The 22038-nt window shown below is 62.8% G+C and carries 14 protein-coding genes; 7 read left to right on the top strand and 7 right to left on the bottom strand.

All coding sequences use genetic code 11. The features are described 5' to 3' along the window. Nucleotides 1-116: 116 nt before the first annotated feature. The 4 genes from AC6UAL_RS07615 to AC6UAL_RS07600 form a co-directional block, all read right to left on the bottom strand. Nucleotides 117-3044, bottom strand: coding sequence for a calcium-translocating P-type ATPase, PMCA-type (locus tag AC6UAL_RS07615; RefSeq protein WP_500682779.1), 2928 nt, complete (start codon nucleotides 3042-3044; stop codon nucleotides 117-119). Nucleotides 3045-3659: 615 nt separating this feature from the next. Continuing rightward, on the bottom strand, nucleotides 3660-5726 hold the full coding sequence (locus AC6UAL_RS07610) for a polysaccharide deacetylase family protein (protein WP_500682778.1): 2067 nt from the start codon (nucleotides 5724-5726) through the stop codon (nucleotides 3660-3662). A gap of 190 nt (nucleotides 5727-5916) precedes the next feature. Next, a complete protein-coding gene (locus AC6UAL_RS07605) occupies nucleotides 5917-7101 on the bottom strand; it encodes a class I SAM-dependent rRNA methyltransferase (RefSeq protein WP_500682777.1) in 1185 nt (394 codons plus the stop codon). Between the two features lie 330 nt (nucleotides 7102-7431). Beyond that, the gene (locus AC6UAL_RS07600; protein ID WP_500682776.1) at nucleotides 7432-7791 is read right to left on the bottom strand and encodes a ferritin family protein; all 360 of its coding nucleotides are present in this window, start codon (nucleotides 7789-7791) and stop codon (nucleotides 7432-7434) included. Between the two features lie 253 nt (nucleotides 7792-8044). Between AC6UAL_RS07600 and AC6UAL_RS07595 the strand changes: the two genes are divergently transcribed. From AC6UAL_RS07595 to AC6UAL_RS07565, 7 genes are all read left to right on the top strand, one after another. Next, nucleotides 8045-9334, top strand: a complete 1290-nt coding sequence (locus AC6UAL_RS07595) for a hypothetical protein (protein WP_500682775.1) — start codon at nucleotides 8045-8047, stop codon at nucleotides 9332-9334. A gap of 21 nt (nucleotides 9335-9355) precedes the next feature. Beyond that, complete coding sequence (locus tag AC6UAL_RS07590) at nucleotides 9356-10045, top strand: RNA polymerase sigma factor (RefSeq protein ID WP_500682774.1); 690 nt, start codon at nucleotides 9356-9358, stop codon at nucleotides 10043-10045. 74 nt (nucleotides 10046-10119) lie between these two features. Beyond that, nucleotides 10120-10704 (top strand): RNA polymerase sigma factor, encoded by a 585-nt coding sequence (locus AC6UAL_RS07585; protein WP_500682773.1) that lies wholly within the window; start codon nucleotides 10120-10122, stop codon nucleotides 10702-10704. A gap of 105 nt (nucleotides 10705-10809) precedes the next feature. Then, entirely contained in the window at nucleotides 10810-11445 is a 636-nt protein-coding gene (locus tag AC6UAL_RS07580) for a hypothetical protein (protein ID WP_500682772.1), read from the top strand. Between the two features lie 39 nt (nucleotides 11446-11484). After that, a complete protein-coding gene (locus AC6UAL_RS07575) occupies nucleotides 11485-12111 on the top strand; it encodes a hypothetical protein (protein ID WP_500682771.1) in 627 nt (208 codons plus the stop codon). A gap of 37 nt (nucleotides 12112-12148) precedes the next feature. Further along, nucleotides 12149-15235, top strand: coding sequence for an efflux RND transporter periplasmic adaptor subunit (locus AC6UAL_RS07570; protein ID WP_500682770.1), 3087 nt, complete (start codon nucleotides 12149-12151; stop codon nucleotides 15233-15235). Between the two features lie 47 nt (nucleotides 15236-15282). Beyond that, nucleotides 15283-18519 carry an efflux RND transporter permease subunit gene (locus AC6UAL_RS07565; RefSeq protein ID WP_500682769.1) on the top strand — a complete coding sequence of 1079 codons (3237 nt, stop codon included), beginning with the start codon at nucleotides 15283-15285 and terminating at the stop codon, nucleotides 18517-18519. A gap of 215 nt (nucleotides 18520-18734) precedes the next feature. On the opposite strand, the gene AC6UAL_RS07560 is transcribed toward AC6UAL_RS07565, so the two are convergent. From AC6UAL_RS07560 to AC6UAL_RS07550, 3 genes are all read right to left on the bottom strand, one after another. Next, nucleotides 18735-19907 carry a serpin family protein gene (locus tag AC6UAL_RS07560; RefSeq protein ID WP_500682768.1) on the bottom strand — a complete coding sequence of 391 codons (1173 nt, stop codon included), beginning with the start codon at nucleotides 19905-19907 and terminating at the stop codon, nucleotides 18735-18737. Between the two features lie 293 nt (nucleotides 19908-20200). Beyond that, nucleotides 20201-20320 (bottom strand): SEL1-like repeat protein, encoded by a 120-nt coding sequence (locus tag AC6UAL_RS07555; RefSeq protein WP_500682783.1) that lies wholly within the window; start codon nucleotides 20318-20320, stop codon nucleotides 20201-20203. Then, on the bottom strand, nucleotides 20269-22038 hold a 1770-nt coding region (locus tag AC6UAL_RS07550), incomplete at its 5' end, for a tetratricopeptide repeat protein (protein ID WP_500682767.1). The genes AC6UAL_RS07550 and AC6UAL_RS07555, both read right to left, overlap by 52 nt.

Raw genomic sequence — 22038 nt, 5'->3', positions numbered from 1 at the left:
GCTCAACGCTCTCTACAGAGGGCGGAGCAGGAGGTGATGGCGGCGGGCGGCCCTTCCCTCCCCCTCAAAAAAAGAGCCGGAGGCTCATCGCCTCCGGCTCGGATCGCAGAACGGCGTCAGGCTGATGCCTTTTCGCGAAGGCGCGCTATCAGTCGGACAATTTCACCGATGATGAGTACCGGGCAGGTGGCGGCGGCAATGATCAACCAATCCGTCACGCTCAGGGAAGTCGTTCGGAAGACGACTGATCCGAACTCGACGGCCAGTATCTGGCCGATGAGGATAATGGCGAGGATGAGCAGGAAGCTCTTGTTTCGGAAGATTCCGTCAACAAAGCTCTTGTTGCAGCCGTAGACCCTGGCGTTGAAGAGGTTCCAGAACTGCAGCATAACGAAGCCCGTGAACAGCACCGTGGCGGATTGAATGAAGGCGGGATTCGTGGATCCGTCGGGCAAGAACTCTTCAGGCATCGATTTGATGTAGCAGAGAAGCGCAGCGATGAAGACAACGCCCAAGCCGAGAATCCAACGCCACATGGCCGGCGTGATGATGAAGGCCATCTTGTTGCGCGGTTTGTGCTCCATGACGTCGTCGCTGGGCGGCTCCGTGGCGAGGGCGAGCGCGGCAAAGGTGTCCATGATGAGGTTGACCCAGAGCATCTGCGTCACCGTCAGGGGCAGATCGCAGCCGATGAAGGGTCCGAGTGCTGCAATACCGCAGGCCACGACGTTGACCGTCAGCTGGAACACAATGAACTTCTGGATGTTGCGGTAGAGTGAACGCCCCCACTTGATGGCGCGGGTAATGCTGACGAAGGAGTCGTCGAGCAGGATGATGTCCGAGGCTTCCTTGGCCACCGAGGTGCCGGTGATGCCCATGGAGAGGCCGACGTCGGCATGGTTGAGTGCGGGAGCGTCGTTCGTGCCGTCGCCGGTGACGGCGACGACTTCGTTGTTCTTCTGCAAGGCGTTGACGAGTCTGAGCTTGTCCATCGGCTTGGCCCGTGAGAGGACGCGCAGGTCGCGCACTTCGGCCAGCAGCTGCTCGTCGCTGAGTTTGGCAAACTGATCGCCGGTCAGCACGGCGTTGGGCGGCAGGTCTCCCTCGGGCAGCAGGCCGATTTCGCGTCCGATCTGGCAGGCGGTTTCGTAGTTGTCGCCCGTGACGATCTTGATATCCACTCCGGCCTTGCGGCAGACGCGCACGGCGTCCGGCACGTCCGGGCGCACCGGGTCCTGAATGACGAAGCAGCCCAACCAGACGAGGTCGCGGCAGGCATCGCGCAGAGCCTCGGGGCTATCGGCGCGGCCTTCGCGGTAGGCCAGGCCCAGCACGCGCATGGCTTTGCGCTGGGCCGAGGCAACGTCGTCGGTGACGGTGCGGCGAGCGGCCTCGTCGAGGACGCCTTGATAGCTCGATGTGCACATGGAGAGCACGACTTCGGGCGCACCCTTGACGTAGATGAGCTCCTTGCCGCCGAGCACGGCCGAGCGGCCGCAGGTGGCCATGAATTTGTTTTTCGTGTGGAAGGGCAGCTGGCAGATCTTGTCGAAGGCTGCGCGGCTCTTGCCGTACGACGCTCCCTTGTCGGCAAGATACATGAGCATGGCGCCTTCGGTGACGTTGCCGAGCACCTTGCCGTTCTCATCGAGGTCGGCGGTGGAGTTCGCCGAGACGGCTTCCGTCAGAAGCGGGAAGACGGGCGCGGCGCTCCCCTGCTCCGCAAGCCCCGGGAAGTGGGCCTCGCGAACGGTCATGAGGTTCATTGTCAGCGTGCCGGTCTTGTCGGAGCAGACGACGGTGGCAGCGCCGATGGTCTCGCAGGCGTCCATCTGGCGCACGAGGTTGTTTTGCCGCGCCATCTTGCGCATGCTGTAGGCGAGGCTGAGGGTGACGCTCATCGGCAGGCCCTCGGGCACGGCCACGACAATCAGCGTGATGGCGATCATGAAATAGCGCAGCAGGTGAGCGGCCGCTGTCTCGGGCATCCACGTCGTCATTTCCGAGGCGATCATCCCGGCGCCGATGAGGCTTCCGGTGATGACGGCGAAGATGATGAGGCCGGACACCACGCAGATCAGCCAGGATTTCCCGTCTTTGGCTTCGATGAGGCCGGGCGTGGGTATGGCGATTCTGCCATAGCCGAGCAGGTCGTGCAGCACCGGATACCAGATCTTGAGCAGCATCACGGCCAGCGAAAGCACGAGCCCGCCGAAGAAGCACCACTGCCCCGTGCTCAGCGCAAAGTTGCCGCGCAACACGTCGTGCACGACAAGGGAGACAAAGAGGATGAAGGCGATGCTGAAGCCCAGCACGTTGATGCCCTGAGACAGGGCGCCCAGCTGCTGATTGAGCGGTGATTTGGATTCGGACTCGGCCGATGCGGCCTCGGCCACGCGGCCGATTTCCGTCGCATCGCCGACTTTGGTGACGCAGATGATGCCGTTGCCTTCGGCCACGAGGGTGCTGCGCAGCACGACGTCGGCCGGGTAAGCTCCGGGCAGGGCGTCTTCATCGGCTCCGGGGTGCTTGAGCACCGGCTCGGATTCGCCGGTCAGTGATGACTGGTTGATTTTGAGCGATACGGCTTCAAGCACGACGCCGTCGGCCGGCACCTCTTCCCCCGCTCCGAGCGTGACGATGTCGCCGACGACGAGTTCGTTCTTGGGCACCATGCGGTGTTTGCCGTCGCGCAGGACGCGCACGGGGGTGACATCATTGACTTGGTTGAGGATGTCGAATTCCTTGTTGGCGCGGTACTCGTTGATGAAGCCGACGGTGGTGGCCAGCAGAACGGCACCGACGATGCCCGCGCTCTCAAACCACGAATGCCCCGGGACAAAGATGACGGGGATGAAGGAGATAACGGCGGCGACCATCAGGATGACGATGAGCGGGTCCGTGAACTTCTCCAGCAACTGCACCCACCACGGGTCTCGCGAGGGCGGGGTGAGTTGGTTGCTGCCGTACTTCTTGCGGCTGGCCTCAACTTCTGCTGAGCTCAGGCCCGTGTTCATGTCTGTGTACTTGGGGATGCCTTGCATGATTTTATACTGTTTTCAAGTCGATACGTCTCGCGAAAAGCGCCGCCGAAATGTCAGGGAAGCGACCGAAGCCTCAGAGCGCCGTCGACCAACGCCCTCGAACGAGCGCGCTCTGCCGAGGGCCGGATTTGTACGATTGTCTTCATGGCGCGGTCGTCTTCATGGTGCGATTGTCTTCACCCTGCCGCCGGCATCTTTGTCTCGCCGCTCACGCAGCTCGCCGGACGGCGTCCCAGTGATGGGAGAAGACATTTGTGACATATCGTTGACAAACTTATTTTTCGGCCGGCACGTCAGGGTTGCAAACTGCCCCGAGCAGCTCGGAGCAGGATACTCTGTCGTTGGAGTCATAGCAAGAAAATAATGCACGTTCATTGTGTCTTTTTAGTCACAATTCGACTCGCCACTTTCCGCCGCCTGTCGGATAACGGTTCATCCGAGAAGATCAAGCCGCTGCGATTCCCTCCTCCATCCTCTCTCCTTGCTCGCTCCCTCCTCTTCTCTCCTCTTCTCTCCTCATGACGAGAGCTGGAGAGGATGGCCGAATCCGACAGAGAGCGGCGAGCCGAAAGAGGAGCTTTCGGGGCTCGCGGGTGTTCGATTCGACGAGGAAACTCAGAGGGCATAAGCGCCGACGGGCTCGGACGGCAGCGGGGGCAAGGGCGAGACCTCGTCGGCCGCCGGCAGGTCGTCATCGGGATCTTCGGCAACATCTTCGTCCGGGTCAACGGCGATGTCTTCGTCCGGAGGCAGAGCCGGCGAGCTCTTCCTAGGCGACGCGGCAGGAGAAGCGGAAGAGGCAGGCGTAGCGGAAGAGGTAGGAGTAGCGGAAGAAGCAGGATCGGCCGGGAAGGCGGCGGGGAAGAAGGCGCGGGCGCGCGGCTCCGCCTCGGCAAGCCCGCGGCGCACGTTGGGCGCGTTCTCGGTCCCGTCGAAATTGACGGCGCGGCGGAAGATGGAGGGCTCCGTGCCGAACACCATGTAGCGATGGGTCAGGTAGACGGGTTCGGTGCAGCTCACCTTCTTCTCCAAAACGGTGAAGGCCGCCTTGTAGCGCGATGTTTTGAGGGTCTCCAGCATGGGCGGTGTGTTGTAGCCGCCCGGGTAGCAGTAGGCGGAACAGGGCGTCGGTGCAAAGAGCTTGGCGAGACGATCGCCGGAGTCGATGATTTCTCGCTTCAGCATGGCTTCGTAGGCCGGGCTGTCTTGCGCGTTGCGCTTCCATTCACGCGGGTAGAGATGGTTGGAGGAGTGGCTGCCGATGGTGGCTCCGTGCTCCGTCATCTCGCGTATCATGGCTACCGTCATGGAGTCGCCCTGCACGTCGATGTAGCGCGTGTAGAGGAAGAGGGTGAAGGGATAGCCGTAGGCTTTGAGCACGGGATAGGCGTCGCTGTAGACGCTCTTCCAGCCGTCGTCAATGGTGATGAGGACGCAGCGCTCCGGCAGGCAACGCCGCCCGCGGCGCCATTCCAGAAAGTCCTGCATGCTGATGACGCTCAGTCCGGCATCGCGGATGTACTGCATCTGCGTGCAGAACTCCGAGGTGCGCATGAGCATCTCCGTGGGCTTGCGCTTGTTGCTGAAGTTGTGGTAGCCCAGCACGGCGACGCGCGTCTTGTCGCGGGGCACGAGCGGGGCGTCGAAGCGCGTCGTCACCCAATCGCCGTCGCCGTGGCGGCGGGCAAGGCGCCCGTAGGTGGGCTCAAGCACTTCATCCGTCTGCATGAAGTCGGGGTCTGCGGCCTCGGCGATCTCGGCATCAACGTCGGTCACGGGCTGCCAGCCGTCGGTTCCGGGACTGCCGTCGGGGAGGGTGACGGCCGCGAGAGCCTTGTAGATGCGGCTCTGGCGGCTCGTGTCTCCGCCGCTGAGGGCACGGGCAAAGTCGCTGCTGCTGTTGATGTCGAAGCGCACGAGTTCCGCTCCCGGGGCGTTGACGGCGGTCGGCGACTTCCCTTCAGCCATGACGAGGGTGCAGGATTCCGCCGCAAGCTCCCCGGTCAGGTTGGTGGCCTTGACGAGGCCGGGCGGCAGGGCGAGGGCCTCACAGTGCCCGAAGCTTTCGCGGAAGGCACGCACGCCGCCGATGATTTCCTCCTCGACGAGCCGATGGAATTCGGCCGTTCCCCGACGGCGGGCAAGCGCCCACTGGTCGGGGGAGAGTCGGTGCAGCGTGGCGCAAATGTGGTGAATGCCGCGCTGCTGCAGATTGCTGAGACGGCGCGGTGTCAGGAAGCCGGGGACGGATTGGAGGTTGCGCTCATCGGCCAGGACGGCAGCGGGATAGTTGAGCAGATGGAGGACGGGCAAGGCGTAGCGCACGAAGTCGTCCGACGCCGTGTCAAAACAAATCAAAACGCTGCCGGGGGACAAGGACTTTTTGCCGGCATGCCACGCGAGCACGTCGGGCAGCGACACGGGCTTGAGCCCGAGCTCTGCCAGATACTGCATCTGCCGATGGAAGACCGCGAGCCCCAAGCTGCCGTATTCGCCGTTGAGGCTGATGCTGCGGTAGTTCAGGATGATGAGTTCGCGCTGCTCCGCTTCAGGCGTGCGCGACGGGCTCGCGAGGGGCTCGGCCGAGGCGTCGCCGATGAGCTCCAAACGGGGAGTATCGGCCTCGGGCCCCTGCACGCGCAGCAGGGCGGCGCCCGCGAGGGTCGCGATGACGAGGATCAAGGTTGTCAGCCGAACTCTAAGGCGTCTCCTGGCAAGCATGCGTCTACCGTATCACGAAGTCTGAAACATTCAAGAAAAATAATACATCCGGGCTCGCCGTGCGCGATTCTCACCCGCCGCAGGGCCGCGCCTTCGCGGAATCGGGCGATGTCGGGCGATGCAGCGCACTTGCCGCCCCGCATTGCCCCGCTTACCTCCCGGGCACCATCTCGAAGGTGAAGCCTTTGAGGTATTCGGTCTCCGGGATGTTGAGCAGAACCGGGTGATCGGGGCTCTGCCCGTGCGGGGCCGCGAGGCGCAGGGTGCAGTGGCCGTCGACGGCGGCATCGGCGATGGTCTGGCGGAAGAGCGCCGAGCTCGCGTGGTGCGAGCAGCAGAAGGTCGAGAGTACACCGCCTACGGGCAGCATCTTCATGGCGCGGAGGTGAATTTCTTTGTAGCCGCGCAGCGCTCCGGTGAGGCTCTTTTTGTTGCGCGTGAAGCTGGGGGGGTCGAGAACGATGAGGTCCCATTTCGGCTCGCCGCCGTTGCGCACGAGGTCGCTCTCTGCCTTGAGGAAGTCGAAGGCGTTGGCGGCGATCGCTTCAATCCTGACGCCGTTGAGTTCGGCGTTGCGGCGCACGGAGGAGACGGCGTCTTCGGAGATGTCCACGGCCGTCACCGAGGCGGCTCCGGCCTTGGCGCAGGCGAGGGCAAAGCCGCCCTGATTGCAGAAGCAGTCGAGCACGCGGCGACCGCGAGCGAAACGCGCCACCGCCTGATAATTGTCCATCTGATCGAGATAGAGGCCGGTTTTCTGCCCCGTGGCGAGATCGACGCAGAAGCGCAGGCCGCGGGCCGTCGCGACAAAGGGCTCGGGCGGCTCGCCTGCGGCGACGTATGTTTCAGGCTCGATGCCTTCGGCCAACAGCATGGGCGAATCGTTGCGCACGATGATGCTGCGGGGCTGCATGAGGTCGCCGAGGATGTCTCGAATGAGCCCGAGGCGCTGGTGCATGGCTATCGTGAGCGTCTGCACGACGAGGACGTCGACGTAGCGGTCGATGATGAGGCCGGGCAGTCCGTCGCTTTCGCTCCACACGAGACGCATCATGTCTTCGCCCGGCAGCAGGCGTTCGCGCAGGGCAATGGCCTGAGAGATGCGCCTCACGAAGAAGTCGCGGTCGAGATCCTGCTTGCGGCGCGAGAAACGCCGCGCGACAATCTGCGAATGAGGGTTGTACATGGCAGAGCCGAGGTAGCGGTCGCGCTGATCTTTCAGCAAGACGACGTCACCGGGCTTCGGGTTGCCGAATACTGAGCGAACTTCCGTTCCGTAAACCCAGTCGTGACCATGAAAGATGCGGGCCTTGGGGGCAATGATGATTCCTGCCATAGCGGGGGCAAGCTTACCTTAACGTCGGCTCGCTGTCAATGCGCAAAACGCGTCGCGCTCCCGGCCGAAGCATGCCGCCCCCCCCTGCCGAAGCATGCAGAGCGACGCCGAAGCTTGCCGAACGACGCCGAAGCATGCAGAACGACGCCGAAGCATGCAGAACCCTGCCGAACGACGCGGAAGGAAGGAAGGGAGGACATGGAGACGAAGTGGTGCGGGCGGAGCTCCCGGCTCGGCGGTGAAGGCCGCAGCGGCGGCCGTGCGAGAGAAAGGAAGAGCGCGGAGCCCTGCGGCTCCGCGCTCTGAAGGGGAAACGGCTCTGAGGGCTTTTCAGCACTTGCAGTCGCCGCTCTCAGCGCAGCAGGCGTCTTTCTTGCAGCAGCAGTCGGATTCGAGCTCGGCCGCCGCCTCGTCAGTCTCCTTCATGCCGTCGGCGTAGAAGGGTTCATCCTCGGGGGCGAGCATGCTGAGCAGGCGGCGGAACTCGCCGGCGTGCTCCTTTTCTTCGTCGGCGACGTCGAGCAGGACTTTGCGGGCCAGCTCGCAGTCGATGGACTCGGCCAGCTGCTCGTAGAGCTGGATGGCCTCGTACTCGGCGGATATCATGTAACGAATGGCGCGCACAAGCTCGCGGTGCGTGAGCTTGCGCCCGGCGGCGAGGCCACTGAAGGCATTGCAGAATTCAGGCATATCAGCGTATAGGCTAGGTTTGTCCGTTGTGAACGTCCGCTCTGTCGAGCCTCCGAGGCGCGCAGAGCTATCCACGGACTCATCATAGCCGAACGCCTCTTTCGGGTCAAGCTCTATCGGAGCAAAAATCAAACTTTTTTTATGACGATCAAACGGCTGAATATCCGATCATATCAAGCTCAGAGGAGAAACTGACAGAGAAAAATCGTCCTTTGATCTTTACAGTAAGGAAGAATCATCCTAAAATAGCGGCGTGACGACAAGGGACGACATCATCGCTCAACTGCCGCCGCAGGGGCTCTTTCGCGAGCCGGGGATCCCCTGGCGCCTCTCGCCCGAGCCGCTGCGACTGCCGCGTGCACTGGTTCGTCGGCTCGAGGGGCTGGGGCATGTGCTGGCGTGTTTTCAGGATGCGGCTCACGAGCTCTACCTGCGCTCGGTCGACGGTCGCGAGGCGCCGTGGCTCGCGCCGCTGCTCGATGCGGGCAAACCCGAGTGGCTGGTGCGCGCGCAGCGCCGCTATCGCCGAAAGGCGGGCCCCGCCCTCATCCGCCCCGATCTGCTCTGGTGTGAAGACGGCCCGGCCCTCGCGGAAATCGACAGCGTGCCCGGCGGCGCCGGGCTGACGCTCTTCCTTTCGCAGGTCTATGCACGCCGAGGCTTTCCCGTTCTCGGAGGCGCTGACGGCATCCTCGAGGGATTCCGCCGCGCCCACCCCGGCGGCGCCCGGATTGCCGTATCCGAAGAATCCGCCGACTACCGCCCCGAGATGGCGTACTTGTCCGACGCTCTCGGGGACGCCTACCCCTGCGGCGACGCGGAAACGCTGCCGGAAAGCTTGCCGGAAGGCTCATGCCTCTACCGCTTTTTCGAGCTCTTCGATACGGCGGCCATTCCCCCGGCGCGCGCGCTGATTGAAGCCGCTTCGCAGGGGGCCTTTCGCATGAGTCCGCCGCCCGTCGCCCACCTCGAGGAGAAGGTCTGGCTGGCTCTGTTTCACTACCCGGGGCTCCGGTCGTACTGGCAGCGAGCGCTTCGCGGCGCGCATCTGGAGTGCCTGCGCCGGATTATTCCCTACGGTTGGATCGTCGACCCCGCCCCCCTGCCCCCTCAGGCGGCGCTGCCGCGGCTCAACCTCAACAGCTGGAGCGAGGTGGCGGAGCTGAGCCAGAAGCAGCGGCGCCTCGTGCTCAAAATTTCGGGCTTTGACGAGCGGGCATGGGGCGCGCGCGGCGTCGTCATCGGCCACGATGTTTCGGCCGCACAATGGGCGGAAGCCTTGCGGAGCGCTCTGGACGAGTATCCGCACAAACTCCGCCTGATGCAGGAATTCCGCGAAACGCGTCTCATCGAACACCCCTACCTCGAGCACGACGGCAGCATCAGGCTCATGCGCGGCCGGGTGAGGCTCTGCCCCTACTACTTCCGAGATCCCGACGGACGCACGTCGTTGAGCGGATGCTTGGCCACCATCGTGCCTGAGGACAAAAAAAAGATTCACGGAATGCGCGAAGCTATTCTTGTGCCTTGCCAAGAATCCTGAGGCTTGCTACAATAGTCGAGCGTGGATTTTCCGATGACAATTCAGGATCCGGATGACGGCGAACTCGAGAAGTACGCCGCCCGCACGCGTCGCAGTCTCATTCTGAGGCTTCAGGACTGGCAGGATCGCCGCAGTTGGGACGAGTTTTACCGCACCTACTGGCGCTTGATCTACGCCGTAGCGATCAAAGCCGGTCTGCACGACGATGAGGCATGGGACGTTGTCCAAGAGACCATCCTCACGATTGCCAAGCAAAGCCGCAAGGGGATATACGACCCGGAGCGGGGCTCGTTCAAACTCTGGCTTTGGAAGGTGACGGGCTGGCGCATCAACGATCGCTTCCGCCGGCACCGCAAGGAAAAGCTGCTGCACTCGGAGGACGACGGAGACGACGGGGAGCAGCTCATCCGAATGGAGGATTTCACCGGGCCGAGCTTCGAACAGATATGGGAGAAGGAATGGCAGCAGAATCTCATTAAAGCCGCGCTGGAGCGCGTCAAATCCAAGGTTTCACCCAAGCAGTATCAAATCTTTTATTATTTGGTTATCAAGGGGATGGAGAGCAGTAAAGTCAGACATATGCTCGGGGTCAGCATCGCAGGCATCTACATAGCCAAGCATCGCGTCAGCAGCATGCTGCGCAAAGAGATCGCCAACCTGAAGGAAGAGGGAGAAAAGCCGCTACCGTCATCGCCCCCGGTTAATCACTGAACGTTGCAACAGGCATTCGACGGCGGATCGTCCCGCAGGGAAAAATCCGCCTTGGGTGCCGTCCTCATTTGTGCATGCCGAGAGACGAGGCCAGCGCCGCAGCAGCTGACGATGCAGAGCTGATGCTGCGGCTAAAAGACACGCAGGACGAAGAGGCCCTGCGCGAGCTCGTGCGTCGTTACCAGAAGCCGGTCTTCACCATGGCCTACCGCATGCTGGGCAACACGGATGAGGCTGAGGATCTGGCCCAGCGAACCTTCATTCGCCTCTGGAAGGCTGCCGGCAGCTACAAACCGACGGCCAAGTTCTCCACCTGGCTCTTCACGATTTTGCGCAACCTCGTGTTCAACGAAACGCGGCGGCGCACCCGCAAGCCCACAACGTCCCTCGAAGGATGTATGGAACAGGGCATCGCTCCCATTCCGAGCACCGAGCAATCCCCCGACACCAAGCTCGAGGAAAAAGAGTTGCAGCGCGCCGTCGATGCCGCGCTCGCCGCCCTGCCGCCCGATGCGGCCATGGCTCTTCACCTGCGGCGCGAGCAGGACATGAGCTATGAGGAAATCTCTCGAATTCTCGACAAGAGCGTCCCCGCCGTCAAAAGCCTCCTCCACCGGGCGCGCCGGGAGCTGCGCTACAGACTCCGGCGCTACCTCTGAGAGCCGAGCCGCTCTGCCGGGGCATTGCCGTGAAAGCCTTGTCATGCTGAAAGGTGTCGACTTTTTACGCTTGCAAAGAAAAGAACTTCCCGCTATACTCAGCCCATGCAGTGGAATGACCAGTTCATGTCTCTTTTCTGTGCGGCCGTCGATCGCTACCACGAGAATCCGCAGTCCGCACCCGAGTCTTTCTTTCTGCCGCAGGAAGAGGAATTCCTGAGCACCATCGGTTACCTGCCCGAAGAGATGTTTGCCTATGTGGAGGACTACGCCAAGCTGGGAGAACCGAGCCCCAGCACCTCACTGCTCATTGCCTCCGTGCGCCGCAATTTCTTCCTGACGGCTCAGCGCGGCAACCGGGGCGAGGCAGCACCCGTGCGCGCCTCCGATCTCCCGGCCGAGTCCGAGGACTTCCACGAGATCGCATACCTGCCTCGCATCGTCCGCAAAGCGGCCGCCAAACTCTTCGGCACCCTCTCGCCCGACATCATGTACGGCTGCGCCAAGGATCGCGACTTCCTGCGCAAGCACGGAGACATCCACCCGGCGGACTTCCTGCAGCTCGTCTGGCAGACCCACGCCGACACCCAGAAGATGGTGCGCCTCGTGCTCGATGCCATGGAGCAGCAGAAGGCCGAGCAGTCGCGCCTCGTCATCCCGGAACCGGAGAATGACGGCGAAGAAGCCGCCGCAGCCTGCCCGATAGCAACGCCTGAAACCCCTGCGGACAAGACGGAGTAAAAGCCCGGAGCCGAAACCCGCAGAGTCACCCAACCGACCATGAACCCGCAGACAGAGAACAGCGAAACGCCGCAGGTCTCAACCGAGCCTCAGCGCTTGGCTCTCGACGCCATGTCTCGGGAACTGGTTGAAAAACTCAACCGCATGGTTGAGGAGCAGAATCAGCGCGTCGAAGCCTTCACCCAACTCGAGCACTCGCTCGCCCGGCGGCCCATGCAGTTCACCCTGCCGACGCAGCCGCCTGCGCCGACAGAGCCCGCCGCCGCTCCGCAGCAACCCGCCGCGGCGCAGCCTCCGCAACCGCAGACCTCCCTTCCGCCGACGCAGCCGACGCCTCCCCTTCCTCCCGTTCCGCCGACGCCGCCTGTTTCTCCGAAACCGCCGGTGTCGCGCCGCTCTCCGAAAAGCGAGAGCAGCAGCCAAGCCCGCACTCTCAGCGAGAGCCTGCGGGAGAACGCGACAAGCGCGCGCGGCAGTGCGCGGGAACCCGGCAGCTTGGACGACCTGCTCGAACTGCTGGGGCTCCGCCGAGCCGCGAAGGCAGGCGCACCCCAACGCCGAGAGAAACCGACCCCCGCAGCGAGTGAAGGCAGCGGCATGGGCAAGGCATTCGCCACCTTCTTTCTCCTCGTCATCCTTTTCATGATAATAAGGTCCTGCTCCTGAAGAGGAGCGATATCGAAACAGCTTTTTCAACGACAACATGACAAGACAAACATTACTCACTCTGGCCATGGGGTGCTGTGCACTCAGCGTGGCCTCCGTTTCCTGTGAGCAACAAAAAGAAACGCAGGCTCAACAGCAAGAAGCTGAGGCGCGGCAGCAGGTCGCCATCAAGACCTTTCCGATCATCGAGCAAAACGTGACGGATTACGGCGAGTGGTTCGGCTACATCAGGGGCAAGGAAGATGCGGACATCTACGCCCGCATCTCGGGCTTCCTCATGGAGCAATGCTACAAAGACGGGCAATTCGTCCACGAAGGCGATGTTCTCTTCCGCATCGAGCCGGACATCTTCCAAACGCAGCTCGACCAAGCCCTCGCCAACCTCGAAGCAGCCAAAGCCGCCAAAGAAGCGGCAGAGGCTGAGCTCGAGAAAGCCCAGCTTGATCTGACCCGCTTCGAAGGTCTTGTCAAATCAAACGCCGCCTCCGCCAAAGAGCTCGACGACGCCCGCCAGACCGTCGCGGCCGGCAAGGCCAACGTCGATGCCTCTCTGGCCAACATCGAACAGCAGGAAGCAGCCGTAGCCACGGCTCGAATCAACCTCGACTACTGCACCGTAGTGGCCCCCTTCAACGGCGTCGTCGGTGAAGCCCTCGCCTCGCAGGGCGACCTCGTCAGCTCGGGCACGAAGCTGGCCAACATGACAACGCTCGACCCGATGTTCGTGCGCTTCTCGCTCAACAGCTCCGAGCTCATTGACCAGTTCCGACGCTACGGCAGCAAGAAGGGCGGCCAAGAACCTCCCAAGCCCCCGCCCTTCGAAATCGTCCTTGAAAACGGAGAAACCTACCCGATCAAGGGCAAGCTGCAAGCCATGGAGAGCATCATCGACGACAACGGCCTCGTCGACGTGCAGGGTGAAATCGCCAACCCCGACGGCCTGCTGCGCGCCGGCATGTCCGTCCGCGTGCGCGTAGCCATCAGCGAGAAGAAAGCCCTGCTGGTGCCGCAAGCCGCCATCCGCACCGTCATGCGCCAGAGCTTCATCCTCGCCGTTGCCAAGGATAAGACCCCGCGCATGATTCCCGTCACCACCGACGGCGTCTATCCCATCACCGTCAACGAAAAGAACGGCTACAGCTCTCAGCAGGACATGGTGGCCATCACCTCGCGCGGCAAAGACCTCGACGAATACTTCCGCGAGATGGGCTACAGCCAAGCGACGGAAGTCCCCGTGGTCGCAGACCCGGACAACAGCGTCGTCGCCGTCAACATCTCCTCGGCCAACAGCCGCCTGAGCGCGGGCGAGAAACCCACCACCATCAACACAACCGAGCTCTCCTTCCGCCCCTCCCTGCCTGCCGCCATGCAGGAAGCCGTCGCCAAGGCGAAGGCCGCCAAAGAGGGTAAAGCCGCCGCCGAAAACCCGAACGCCAAAGCCTCCCTGCCTCCCTTCATGGTGAAAGTCATGCCGCTCATGCAGCAGACGGTCGCCAAGGAGAGCGAGTGGTTCGGCTCCCTGCGCGGCATCAACGAGACGGTGCTGCGCGCCAAGATCACGGGCTTCCTGCTCGAGCAATGCTTTACCGACGGCACCTTGGTGAAGAAGGGCGACCTGCTCTTCAAGATCGACCCGGCGCCCTACGAAGCCGCGCTGGCCGAGGCCAAAGCCAAACTCTCGGCCGCCAAGGCCGCCGTTGAGCAGACGGCCGCCCGCGTCCTCATGTACCAACTCGACCTCAAGCGCTACGAGGAACTGGCCGCCAACGCCAGCGGCGCCATCGAAAAGAAGCGCATCACCGACACGCGCTCAGCCTTGAAGGCCGAAGAAGCCAACCTCATGAAGGCGAAGGCCAACGTCTCGCTCATGGAAGCCTCCGTGCGCCAGGCGGAAATTAACCTGAGCTACACGGAAATCTACGCTCCCTTCGACGGGCGCGTCGGCATCCACCGCGTCTCGAAGGGCGATCTGATCGATGCGACGGCCGGCACGCCGCTCGTCAACATCTCATCCCTCGACCCGATCCGCGTCGACTTCCTCGTGCCGACCGCCGAAGCCCTCGAAGGCCTCGAGCGGTACAACCGCCTCAAAGAAGCCGAAACCGGAGAAAAGAAACCGCCGCTCGAGTTTGACCTCGTGCTCGAAGACAACAGCGTCTACCCCGTGCGCGGCCACGTCGTCGCCACCGACAACGCCCTGAGCGAATCCACCGGCACCCTGAAACTCATCGGCCACGTGGAAAACGTCGATGGCGGTCTGCGCTCGGGCATGGCCGTGCGCGTGCGCGCCGGGCTCCAGAAGACCGAGGACGCCTACCTCGTGCCGGCCCGCGCTCCCCTCTTCAACAACGGCCAACACGTCGTCGTGCTGCTTGATGAAAGCAACGCACCCGTCGTGCTCCCCGTCACCACGGGGCCGACCGTCAACATCCCCGTCACCGGGCCCGACGGCAAGGCCGTCGTGCAGCCCATGCAAGTCATCGACGTCAACCGCGAAGCCTCGGCCGCCATCATGCTGGCCATTGAGGAAGCCCCGAGCCTCGAGGCCCTCGTCTTCAAGGGCGCCGGTGTCTCCAACTGGGGTGAACTGCTCCTGCATGACAGCGGAGCTGCCAACTTCCGCGAGCTGGCCGAAAAACAGGCCGGCAAGCCCCTGCCCGATGACGCCCCGGCCCAAGCCGGCGTGAGCGACTGGGGCGAGCTGCTGCTCAAGAACGCCCGCGCCAAAAACTACCGCGAGATGGTCCTCAAAGAGGCCGGCGCCAAAGATGAGCTCGATCTCATCGCCCGCGCCCGCGGCTTCAAGGACCTCATGGCCATGACCCTCGCCAACCAAGGCATCAAGGACCCGGCCAAAGCACGCGTCGTCGTCGAGGGCTCCATCGCTGCCGCGCAAACCTATGGCCAAAATGAAAAGGAAGGCGCCCGCGTCAACAAGCTCACCCCCGTTGACTTCATCTACCAAGCCCCGCAGACGGTGACACCCTCCGTCACGGCCGAAGAACAACGGAGCACGCAGCTGCAGAGCGCGACAGCGCCCGCCGATGCGGCAAAGGCAGCCGCCGACGCGCCGGCAACACCCGGCGCGCCCGACGCAACCCCGCAACCGCAAACCGCCGAATGATACGCCTCACCCGGTAAGAAACAACACCATACCCAAGGTTTCGAACTATGTCACCATTCTTCATCAAACACCCCATCATTGCCGGCGTCATCTCCATCGTCACCACGATGCTGGGCATCATCTGCATGATGGGCCTGCCCATCTCCCAGTACCCCGACATCGCCCCCATCACCATTCAGATAAGCGCCAGCTACCCCGGGGCCAACGCCCAGGAAGTGGCGGACTCCATAGCCAACCCCGTTGAGCTGCAACTCTCGGGCCTCGAGAACATGGACTACATGACGTCGACCTCATCCAACAACGGCTCATGCAGCATCAGCGTCATCTTCTCCCCGGGCACGGACGCCAACACCAACCAGCAGCTCACCAACATGCGCTACCAGCAGGCCAACGCCCAGCTGCCCAGCATGGTCACCGCCATGGGCGTGACCATCCAGCAGTCCTCCGGCCTGCCGCTGATGCTCTACGCGCTCGACTCGCCGGATGACTTCTTTGACACCATCGACCTGACCGGCTACGCCTACATCAACCTCGTCGACCCCATCAAACGCGTCGACGGCGTGGGTGACGTCATGGTGTTCGGCGGCCGCTACGCCGTGCGCATCTGGCTCGACACGCGCAAGATGGCGCAGAAAGGCGTCTCCGTCACCCAAGTCTACAACGCCGTCAACGCGCAAAACACCATCAACCCCGGCGGCGCCGTCGGTGCGGAACCCATGCCGGACGGTCAGGAGTTCACCTACACCATCCGCAACAAAGGCCGACTCGGCTCCATTGACGAGTTCAAAGACATCATCGTGCTGCAAAAAGGCACGCAGGCCGTGAAACTCGGCGACATCGCCACCATCGAACTCGGCACCCAATCCTACTCCCTCTCCGGCCGCATCAACGGCCGCCCGGCCACCGCCATGGCCATCTACCAGAGTGCCGACGCCAACGCCATCGCCACGGCTGACCGCCTGCAAGAACTCTTCAAGCAGAAGGAAGCCGTGCTGCCCGAAGGCATGCGCGCCTTCATCTCGCTGGACACCACCACCACCGTGCGCGACTCGATTGAGGAAATCAAGCAGACCCTCATCGAAGCCCTTGTTCTGGTGGCCATCGTCGTGTTTGTCTTCCTCCAAGGCTTCCGCTCGACCCTCATCCCGCTCATCGCCGTCCCGGTATCTCTCGTCACCACCTTCTGCTTCTTCCCCATCCTCGGCTTCTCGCTCAACACCATCTGCCTTCTCGGCATGGTGCTGGCCATCGGTCTGGTGGTCGACGACGCCATCGTGGTCGTTGAAGCCGTCGAATCGCACATGGAACGCGGCATGTCCCCGCGCCAGGCCACCTTCGCGGCCATGAAAGAAGTCAGCGGCCCCGTCGTCGCCATCGCCCTCGTGCTGGCGGCCGTCTTCCTGCCCTCCGTCCTGCTGCCGGGCATCACGGGCACGCTCTTCCAGCAATTCGCCGTGACCATCGCCGTCTCGATGCTCATCTCGGCCTTCAACGCCCTCACCCTCTCACCGGCACTCTGCGCGTTGATGCTCAAGCCGAAATCCGAGCACCAGTCCATCTTCACGCCCTTCTACAACCTCTTCAACAAGGGCTACGACTGGGTCTCGACCAAGTTTGCAGCCGCCTGCGGCTTCCTGTGCCGCAAGCTCTGGATCTCCATGCCGATTCTGCTCGGCCTCATCCTCTGCATCATCCCGGCCTCCAAGAAAGTACCGGGCGGCTTCCTCCCCAATGAGGACCAAAGCTTCCTCATCTGCGGCGTCATCATGAAGCCCAGCGTCTCCCTCCAGCGACTCAAGGAGCAGACGCAAGTCGTCGAAAAGACAATCATGGCGGATCCGGCGACGGACGTCGTCACCTCCGTCGTCGGCATGAACCTCATTATCGGCGTTGAGACGACCAACGCCATCACCTACTTCGTCACCCTCAAGCCCTTCAAAGATCGTCCCGCGATGGAGAACGGCGAACTGCCCACCGCTGACGACATTCAGAAGCGCATGACGTCAGCCCTCGCCGCCAGCGGCGTTGACGGCATAAGCTTCGTCGTCGGCCCGCCCGCCATCCCCGGCGTCGGCACCGGCAACGACATCTCCTTCATTCTGCAGGACACCGCCGGCCAAGGCGTGCAAACCCTCTACGCCGAAGTCAAGAAACTCGAGGCCGCCTTCATGGCCGATCCCTCCATCGCCGCGGCCACGGACATGATGCTGCCGCAAGTGCCGCAGAAGGGCCTCGCCATCGACAAAGACAAGTGCTTGGCGCAGGGCGTCGACTACGCCGCAGCCAACAGCCTGCTGCAATGCTTCAACGGCTCGAGCTTCGTCAACTACTACACCGAGTTCGGCCAGCAGTGGCAGGTCTACATGCAGGCTGACGGCCGCAGCCGCGCCAACACCGATCAAATCGCCAACTTCTACGTTGCCAACAGCAAGGGAGAATCCGTTCCCCTCAGCGCCCTCGTCACCATCAAGGACATCGCCGACACCGAGTTCGTGATGCACAACCAAGGCTACAACGCAGCCACGATCAGCATCGTCCCGGCCGAAGGCTTCTCCACCGCCCAAGCCATGGAAGCCGCCGAGCGCATCTTCATGGACACCTGCGACCGCAACAAGTTCGAATACACCTACGCCGACATGAGCTTCCAGGAAAAGAAGGTGCAGGACGGCCTCGGCCTCGGCACCATCTTCACCCTCTCGGGCGTCTTCGCCTTCCTCATCATGGCAGCCCTGTATGAGAAGTGGACCCTGCCGCTGTCCATCTTCCTCACCGTGCCCATCGCCGTGCTCGGCGCCTTCGTCGGCTTGGCCGCCAACCACATGGAGCTCAACCTCTACGCGCAGATCGGCCTCGTCATGCTCGTGGGTCTCGCCGCCAAGAACGCCATTCTGATCGTCGAGTTCGCCGTGCTGCAGATGGAGCGAGGCATGGGCGTTATCGAAGCCGCCGTCGAGGCCGCCCGCATGCGTCTGCGCCCGATTCTCATGACCTCCTTCGCCTTCATCCTCGGCTGCGTTCCGCTGATGATTGCTGAAGGCTCGGGTGCTCTGGCCCGCAACTCCATCGGCGTCGTGGTCGTCATCGGCATGACCATCGCGACGGCGCTGGGCATCTTCTTCATCCCCTGCTCCTTCGTGTTCATCATGAAGCTCTTCCGCACCCGAGTCATCCGTGCCCACCACGGCGATGACCCCGACGAAGTCTACGCCTACGCGCAGCTCGCCGCCGAAGAAGTCAGCGATGATGAGCCCGCGCCGGCAGAGGCCAAGGCCGAGAAAGCCTGATCCGCCGGAGACATCGACATCACAGCTCTCAGGGGGCGGCGCCGCAAGGCGTCGCCCCCTTTGTCATGGAACGGCCCCCCCCATCATGCCGCCTGTGCCGTGCCTGACACACCGGGCGCCCCTCCCCGCCGAAGCCGACGACGCCGGCGGACAACAAAACACCCCGGAGCCTCAGCGGCCCCGGGGCATGCAGCACAACGAAAACGCAAGGCGGCTCAGCGCTTCTGCGGAGCCTCCGGCCGCTCAACCACCCCCATGAAATAAGGCGCAGCCGGACTCGTCAGATCCGTGATCACCCACATAAAGGGACGATTGAACCAAATCGTCTGCGGACGGGGCCCGATGCTCATGCGGTTCATCATCGCTCCGGTCACGGCGGCTGCCTTCGTGCCCTGCTCATCCACCTTCACATAGCAGCGCTGAAGCACATCACTGAGCACCAGCGGCTCCGCCGTAAAGCCCGACCAATCGGCACCGTCGAACAGCAGAGACATCCCCCGGCGCTCCATCGCCGCACGCAAACTCTGCACCGGCGTGCACAGCTCAAAAGTCGGCATCACGACGGAAACCTCGCGAAGCGGAGCCGCCGCCAGCACCGCGCGAATCCCCTCCCACTTCTCCGGCGAAAGCCCGGCGACAAAATCAGCAAGAGGACCGCGAGGCAGCACCGCCACCATGCAACCCGGCTCCCCGGGCTGCTGCTCGCGGTAGGGCAGCGCGACCGCCGCCCAATCATCCCCCTGTGCATAAGCGAAACTCGCCGTCGTATTCATCATCGGCACGCGCACGGAAGAACCGTCGCTGAGCGTGAAAACAAGCGGCGCCGTCTGCTCGGCCGGGAAAGGATGCAGCCAGCGCTCCTCCAAATAAATCGCATTCGCCGCCACCATGCGCGTCGACTTCGTGACGGAAGACGCGTCAACGAGAGACGGAATCAGCTGCCGCGTCTGCTCCGCGCACCAGGCATTGATCAAACTCACCGCCTCCGCCGGATTCGTCGCAAAGGGCACGGGCCGCACATCATCAAAGGCGCGACGCAGCTTCAAATCCTCCGCCACGAAAAGAGCATCCGCCGACTGCACCTTCATCGCGGAAGCCACCTTGAGATCGCCGCCCGGCAGCCCCTTCAGCAGCTCCAGCGCTTCCCCCTGCGCCCCCTGCTCCAGCAACCCGAGCACCGCCTCCAACGAACGGGGTGAAAAAATCATATTGCCGCTCCGCTCCGCAACAAGCTCGCGGAAAAGATCAAGCGCCAGCGCATCACCGCGCACCGCCGCACGCTCTTCACACGGAGCCGCCGCCTTCACATCAGCAGCAGAAACACCCTCCGCCGACGCCGCAAAAGGCGCCAGCAGAGCCAAACTCAAAGCAAAAGAAACGTTTTTCATAAGACACAATCTTCAGCGTCCTCATGCTACACCGACGCACCGCCCCCTGTCAAGTCTCCGCATCCAACAATCAGAGCAGAAGCCGAGGCAAAGCGACACAGCCCCCCGATGCCCCCCCCACGGAACGCTTGCCTCCTCTCGCGGCCGGATCAGCATCATGGAGCCATCACACAACATTTCCCCATGCGTCACCCTGTCCCCAGACTCAGAAAGAGCCTCAACACACGCAAGCGACCGCCCCCGAGCCAAGCTACCGCCGCCGGAGCGCCGCTGAGCCCGAAAGCAGGCTCACATCACTCCAAGCGTTTCAGAGCCCGTCGGGCGAGCTCATCACCCTGCTCGGCTGCCGCGCGGTACCACTTCACCGCTTCCGCCTTGTCTTTCTCGACGCCTCTGCCGTCCTTGTAGCACAGTCCAAATAGTATTGGGCCATGACGTCCCCCTGCTTGGCCGCGGCTCGGTACCACTTCACCGCCTCTGCCTCGTCTTTCTCAACGCCGTTGCCGTACTCATAGCACAGAGCCAAGTTGAATTGAGCCTCGGAATCTCCCTGCTCAGCCGCTGCGCGATACCACTTCACCGCTTCCGCTGCGTCTTGATCGACACCGATTCCCTTCTCATAGCACTTGCCCAATTTCATTTGAGCCACGACGTCCCCCTGTTCGGCGGCCGCGCGGTACCACTTCACCGCTTCCGCTGCGTCTTTCTCGACGCCTCTGCCGTCGTCGTAGCACACGCCCAAGTTGTATTGCGCCGCAGCGTCTCCCTGCTCAGCCGCTGCGCGATACCACTTCACCGCCTCCGCCGCGTCTTTCTCAACGCCGGTGCCGTACTCATAGCACAGGCCCAAGTTGAATTGAGCCCTTGCATATCCCTGCTCAGCGGCCGCGCGATACCACTTCACGGCTTCTGCCGCGTCTTTCTCAACGCCTCTGCCGTCCTCGTAGCACACGCCCAAGCTGTTTTGCGCCGCAGCATCCCCCTGATCGGCCGCCGCGCGGTACCACTTCACCGCTTCTGCCGCGTCTTTCTCGACGCCTCTGCCGTCCTCGTAGCACACGCCCAAGTTGAATTGAGCATCGGCGTCTCCCTGCTCCGCCGCGGCACGGTACCATTTCACGGCCTCTGCCACATCTTTCTCAACGCCGGTGCCGAACTCATAGCACAGAGCCAAGTTGAATTGAGCATCGGTATTCCCCTGCTCAGCCGCTGCGCGATACCACTTCGCCGCTTCCGCTTCGTCTTGTTCCACGCCTCTGCCACGGTCATAGCAGAGGCCCAAGTTGAGTTGCGCGATGGCCTCCCCTTGCTCCGCGGCTGCTCGGTACCACTTCACCGCCTCCGCTGCGGCTTGAGCGACACCGATTCCCTTCGCATAGCACGCGCCTAAGTTATTTTGAGCCCTTGCGTTTCCCTGCTCGGCGGCGGCTCGGTACCATTGCACGGCTTGCTCTGCATCTTGCTTCACACCGATGCCATTTCTGTAGCAGCAGCCCAATTTAGCTTGAGCCTCAGCGTCTCCCTGCTCGGCCGCGGCGCGGTACCACTTCACGGCATCCGCCGCGTCCTGCTCGACAACGATTCCCTTCTCATAGCACAGGCCTAAGTTGTTTTGCGCCGCAGCATCCCCCTGCTCAGCCGCTGCGCGGTACCACTTCACGGCATCCGCTGCGTCCTGCTCGACGCCGATTCCCTTCTCATAACACAGAGCCAAGTTGAATTGAGCCGTGGCATCCCCCTGCTCAGCCGCCGCGCGATACCACTTCACGGTCTCCGCTGCGTCTTGCTCGACGCCGATTCCCTTCTCATAACACAGGCCCAAGTTGTTTTGCGCCTCGGCAAGTTCCTGCTCGGCTGCCGCGCGGTACCATTTCACGGCTTCCGCTGCGTCCTGCTCGACACCGATTCCCTTCTCATAGCACAGGCCTAAGTTGTTTTGCGCCTCGGCATCCCCCTGCTCAGCCGCCGCGCAATACCACACCACGGCCTCTGCTGCGTCCTGCTCAACGCCGATTCCCTTCTCATAGCACAGAGCCAAGTTGAATTGAGCCGCAGCATCCCCCTGCTCAGCCGCCGCGCAATACCACACCACGGCCTCTGCTGCGTCCTGCTCAACGCCGATTCCCTTCTC

The organism is Candidatus Parakkermansia intestinigallinarum (genome assembly GCF_944389695.1).
Taxonomy (GTDB): domain Bacteria; phylum Verrucomicrobiota; class Verrucomicrobiia; order Verrucomicrobiales; family Akkermansiaceae; genus Akkermansia; species Akkermansia intestinigallinarum.
The sequence above is the reverse complement of the archived record's forward strand: the minus strand, read 5'-3'. Positions and strand labels throughout refer to the sequence as shown.

Coding starts and splice junctions, on each gene's coding strand:
- AC6UAL_RS07615 (WP_500682779.1), bottom strand. CDS start 3,044: ATGCAAGGCATCCCCAAGTACACAGACATGAACACGGGCCTGAGCTCA.
- AC6UAL_RS07605 (WP_500682777.1), bottom strand. CDS start 7,101: ATGGCAGGAATCATCATTGCCCCCAAGGCCCGCATCTTTCATGGTCAC.
- AC6UAL_RS07600 (WP_500682776.1), bottom strand. CDS start 7,791: ATGCCTGAATTCTGCAATGCCTTCAGTGGCCTCGCCGCCGGGCGCAAG.
- AC6UAL_RS07585 (WP_500682773.1), top strand. CDS start 10,120: ATGCCGAGAGACGAGGCCAGCGCCGCAGCAGCTGACGATGCAGAGCTG.
- AC6UAL_RS07580 (WP_500682772.1), top strand. CDS start 10,810: ATGCAGTGGAATGACCAGTTCATGTCTCTTTTCTGTGCGGCCGTCGAT.
- AC6UAL_RS07575 (WP_500682771.1), top strand. CDS start 11,485: ATGAACCCGCAGACAGAGAACAGCGAAACGCCGCAGGTCTCAACCGAG.
- AC6UAL_RS07570 (WP_500682770.1), top strand. CDS start 12,149: ATGACAAGACAAACATTACTCACTCTGGCCATGGGGTGCTGTGCACTC.
- AC6UAL_RS07565 (WP_500682769.1), top strand. CDS start 15,283: ATGTCACCATTCTTCATCAAACACCCCATCATTGCCGGCGTCATCTCC.
- AC6UAL_RS07560 (WP_500682768.1), bottom strand. CDS start 19,907: ATGAAAAACGTTTCTTTTGCTTTGAGTTTGGCTCTGCTGGCGCCTTTT.